The organism is Candidatus Pelagibacter sp. HIMB1715, from assembly GCF_052047595.1.
In the GTDB taxonomy this organism is placed as follows: domain Bacteria; phylum Pseudomonadota; class Alphaproteobacteria; order Pelagibacterales; family Pelagibacteraceae; genus Pelagibacter.
This window is the reverse complement of sequence record NZ_JBNAJY010000036.1, coordinates 1-4,584: the sequence shown is the minus strand read 5'-3', so window position 1 is coordinate 4,584 and position 4,584 is coordinate 1. Positions and strand designations below refer to the sequence as shown.

5 protein-coding genes are annotated in these 4,584 nt (G+C 23.0%); all 5 read right to left on the bottom strand.

Translation table 11 applies throughout. From position 1 onward, the window contains the following. A partial coding sequence (locus ACTTAY_RS07120) for a hypothetical protein (RefSeq protein WP_440672923.1) occupies positions 1-647 on the bottom strand: 647 nt, incomplete at its 3' end. Continuing rightward, the gene (locus ACTTAY_RS07115) at positions 641-1,468 is read right to left on the bottom strand and encodes a polysaccharide deacetylase family protein (RefSeq protein WP_440672922.1); all 828 of its coding nucleotides are present in this window, start codon (positions 1,466-1,468) and stop codon (positions 641-643) included. The genes ACTTAY_RS07120 and ACTTAY_RS07115, both read right to left, overlap by 7 nt. Positions 1,469-1,483: 15 nt before the next feature. After that, on the bottom strand, positions 1,484-2,509 hold the full coding sequence (locus ACTTAY_RS07110) for an SDR family NAD(P)-dependent oxidoreductase (protein ID WP_440672921.1): 1,026 nt from the start codon (positions 2,507-2,509) through the stop codon (positions 1,484-1,486). Further along, positions 2,490-3,371, bottom strand: coding sequence for a sugar nucleotide-binding protein (locus ACTTAY_RS07105; protein WP_440672920.1), 882 nt, complete (start codon positions 3,369-3,371; stop codon positions 2,490-2,492). The genes ACTTAY_RS07110 and ACTTAY_RS07105 overlap by 20 nt, the downstream gene beginning before the upstream one ends. Beyond that, complete coding sequence (locus ACTTAY_RS07100; RefSeq protein ID WP_440672919.1) at positions 3,362-4,549, bottom strand: glycosyltransferase family 4 protein; 1,188 nt, start codon at positions 4,547-4,549, stop codon at positions 3,362-3,364. Before ACTTAY_RS07100 ends, ACTTAY_RS07105 begins: the two co-directional genes overlap by 10 nt. Positions 4,550-4,584: the final 35 nt, after the last annotated feature.

The following is a 4,584-nucleotide window of genomic DNA, read 5'->3' as shown; positions in this document are numbered from 1 at the left end:
TTAATATTTTCTAATTTTTTTTCTAAATATTCTATTGTTAATTTTTCATTTTTTAAAAAAGATATTGAATTTTTTTCTAAAAATTTTGAGTTTGTGTAATACAAGGAACCAAATGGAAGTGAAAAAAATTTGTAGGGTGACAAACAAGTAAAATCACTAAACTTACTATCTACATCATTAATATCAATACAATGAGTTGCATCTTGAATTAACCAGGATCCATATTTTTTTTTTAATTGACAAAAGTTTAATTGTTCTTCGTCACTAAAAGTTTTTCCAATAAAATTACATATTACAATAATGTCTGGTGGCATATTTTTTTTTTCAATAAATTTTATACTGTCAGATATAATTTCAAGTTTATCATCAACATCATAAAAGTTTATTTCTACATCTAGTTTATTTAATAAAAAAATTGGATCATCACAGTAATAACTAGGCAACCAAATATTTAACTTTTTTTTTGTTTTGTCCTGTTTGATCATGGCAACTAGTAAAATAAACCAAGATGATCTTGAGATAAATTGAACTACATCTTTTGTACCTGAACTTGATACAGTTGATGCAAAAAAACTATTTAAGGAAAACTTTTTTATAAAAGATAAAACAAGTTCAAATACATTTATAAATGGAGTATATTTTAACACTTATGTGAAATAAAATTGTAAAATTTTAATTTAATTCTATCAAAAACGTAATATAAATCTGCATAGCCATCTATCAAGAATTTAATTTCTTTAAAGTCTTTGTTTAAATCACAATTTTCTCTAAAAAACACTCTATGACTATTATTGTTTGATCCCCTTATTCCGGTGTGAGTCGACTTATAATATTTTTTACATAGCTTCAACACGTATGGATTAAAATAATTAATGCCACCAAATGTAATTGCAAAGTTATTTATCTTTTTAACTCCAAGTTTCTTTGAAATTGAAACCTTACTTTTTAAAATTTCTATTTTACACTTTTCTTTACATATTTTTTTCAAATTTGGATGACTCAATGTATGAGATCCAATAGTATGCCCATTTTTAATCAATGATTGAAAATTTCTAAAATTCATATTTTTAAACTCTTTATTATTAATATATTGAGGTTTTATTTTTAAGTTTTTCAATAAAAATTCTCTGTGTTTTTTTTTAGAATTTATGTTCATAAAATCATAAATTACGAAAAAAATTGCTTTAATATTTTCTTTATCCAAATATTTTTTGGTGCACTCATACTGTGAAAGAAAACCATCATCAAATGTAATAATTGCTTGACTAACTTTGCCATCAGTATTGAATTTTTTTTCAGGATTTATAATTTCATATTTTGATTGTATATATTTGATAACTTTATAAAATTTTTTGTAATTTTTCTTTTCTATTTCGTGAAATATAAATATTTTATTTTTTTTTTTTGGATAAAAAGCATTTTTTAACATTCCAAGAAATGTTAAAAAACTAATAAAAAAGTTTTTCAAAATTAACATTTGTGATCATAATTTCAGCAAATTTTTTACAAGTAAACTCTCTTTCAATTTAAGTATTGTTTTGTCAACATTTAATTGAAAAGTATTACTTGAGGAATATTCATCTTTTTTTAATTTATCACTTTTTCCTTTAAAAAAATATTTATCATTTTCTATTTCGTTGGTCTCTGGAGGTATATCATAAAATTTTTTAAAAGATTTTGCTCTACTCATCTCTTCTTTGGAAACCAAAACTTCGTGATGTTTCTCCCCTCCCCTTGTTCCTATTATCTTAATTTTTGATTTTGAATTAAAAATTTTTATTAATGACTTGGTTAAAGTATGTACGCTTGCTGCTGGTGATTTCTGGACTACAATATGACCATTTTCAACATTTACTAAAGCATGTAATACTAAATACACAGATTCTTCTATAGACATCAAAAATCTTGTCATATTGGAATTAGTAACTGTCAAATTTTTACCTTTCCTTATTTGATCAATAAATAAAGGAATAACTGAACCTCTGGTACCCATAACATTTCCATATCTAGTTGCAACAAAACTAGTTTTGGAACTATTTTTGCTTTTAGAAATCATTATTTTTTCCATCAAAGATTTTGTTAAACCCATAGAATTAATTGGATATACCGATTTATCAGTGCTCAATAACACCACTTTTTTTACATTATTAGATGTTGCAGCATCCATAACATTTTCTGCACCTAAAATATTTGTCTTAATAGCTTCTAAAGGAAAGTATTCACAAGAGGGAACTTGTTTAAGAGCAGCTGCATGAAAAACATAATCAACCCTTTGCGATAAAGCAGAGTTTACACTTTTGTAATCACGCACATCACCTATAAAATATTTTACTCTGTTATTTTTTAGCTCTTGACTCAAATCAAATTGTTTTTTTTCATCTCTACTAAATATGACAATTTTGCATGACGAATTTTTTAATAAAAATTTTGCAAAAGTTGATCCAAATGATCCAGTACCACCTGTAATTAAAATTTTTTTTTTATTTAATTTATTTATAATTTTTTTCATAAAATTCTCTTAATTCATTTATTTGTTGCTGCCAATTTTGAGGTTTTATATTTATTTTTTTTAATTTATGCGACTTAAGTACCATATTTTTTTTTATAGAACTATTTTTTAAAATATCTATCTTTTTACCATAAACTTTCTTAATAATTTTTAATAATTGATATTTAGAAATTGACTTTGAGCCTATATTATAAATTCCATTAAGTCTTTTTTCATTTAAAAAAAACAATATATATCTTTGAAGTTCTAAAGTTGTAAGTCCAGAATATTTAAAATTATCAAATCCACTAACTTGTTTCTTACTTTTTAAAAACCATTCTAATAAGCCTAATTTCGACTTTATTTCATGGCCAATAATTGATGTTCTTATAATTACTGAATTCTTTGAGGAAAACTCTTCCCCTATTGATTTAGTCTGTCCATAAAAATCATTAGCATTTTTTTTATCATATTCAAAATAATTTCCCCTTTTGCCATCAAAAACACAATCTGTACTTATATGAATAAATCTAAATTTATACTCATCAGATAAATTAGACAATTTATGTGGGAGCAAACTGTTAATAATTATTGAATTAATGTTTGAATAATTTTTTATTTTTTTATTTATAATACCAGCACAATTCACCAAGAAATTTGGCCTTATTTTATTCACAATCTCATCCAACACATTAAAATTTGTTAAATCTATTTTATCTATAAAATTTATTCCTGGTGGAATGTTAATTTTTTTATTTATAAAGTGTTTTTTCTGTTTAGTAGTTGCGTATATTAAAAATTTATCACTTAATTTTAAAAGACATACATGACCCAGCATTCCTTCTGCACCCAATAATAATAATTTTTTTTTTTTTACAGACACTGGTTAATTATATTATTAAACTTTTTAGCAACTATATTTAATTCATAGTTTTTTTTGAAGAAATTTTTTCCATTTGTACCAAGTTTTATCATTTTGTTTTTATTTTTAGTTAAGTTAATAATTTTTTTTGCTGCAATATCAGGCTTTAAATCTGATAAATTTATTCCAGCTTTGGAAATAGTAATTATTTTTTTTACCGATCCTTCACAAAAAGATATAATTGGTTTTGATGTTGATAAATATGCTTGTAGTTTAGATGGTATTATTACTGCCTCAGATCCTTTTAAGTTTGAATTAATTAACAAAATATCCATTTTTTTATAGAATGAAGTTATTTTGTTAATTGAAATTCTTTTCTTAACGAAAACATTGTTAATTTTTTTTTTCTTTAAAATATTTAATAATTTTTGTTTTTCTGATCCATCGCCAATTAAATAAAATTTAATATTTTTAATATTTTTCTGACTAATAATGTTTGCTAAAAAAATTACTTTATCTAGATTTTGCACTTTACCAAAGTTACCTGCATATCCAATAGATATATTTTTTTTAATTTTTTTTTTTGAAAGAAAACTTCTACTTGGGTTTGGCAAGTAAACAACTTTGGTTCCGGTTTGTTTTGAAATTTTTTCCTTTAATTCATTTGATTGTGCAATCAAAAGATCAGATGAATTGTAGATATAAAAACTTAGTTTTTTTAAAAGCTTCAATATAATTTTGTTTTTTATAAAACCAGTATACAAAAGTGATTCGGGCCATAAATCCTGTACCCAAACAATTAGTTTTTTTTTGAAAATTTTTTTTGCAATTACACCAATTAGAGCTTGGTATAAAGGTGAAGTAGCAAAAACAAATATGAAGTCAATTTTTTTTTTTGATATAAAAAATAATTTTAATATTCCAAAAATTATAAAAAATAAGTAATTTATAGATATGTCGAAAAATTTATTAATAAACCTAGGAAATGTCAGTACTCTGTATATTTTGGAGTTTTTAAATTTCTTTCTATTAAAAAAATTCTTATAAAAGTTTCTAAAATGTATAATATTTGGATACGATGGATAATTTGTAATCACATAAAAATTATAATTTATCATTTTTTTTACTAGATCATTAATTATAAATTCCTCAGGATAGAAATGTTGTGAAATAAGTAGGCAGTTTTTTTTTTTATACATAAATCAGATTTAGAATTCTTTAACTTTATTATTGA

What these genes read in the sequence shown, in the direction of transcription:
- ACTTAY_RS07110 (WP_440672921.1), bottom strand. Translation starts at nt 2,509, where the DNA reads ATGAAAAAAATTATAAATAAATTAAATAAAAAAAAAATTTTAATTACA.
- ACTTAY_RS07100 (WP_440672919.1), bottom strand. Translation starts at nt 4,549, where the DNA reads ATGTATAAAAAAAAAAACTGCCTACTTATTTCACAACATTTCTATCCT.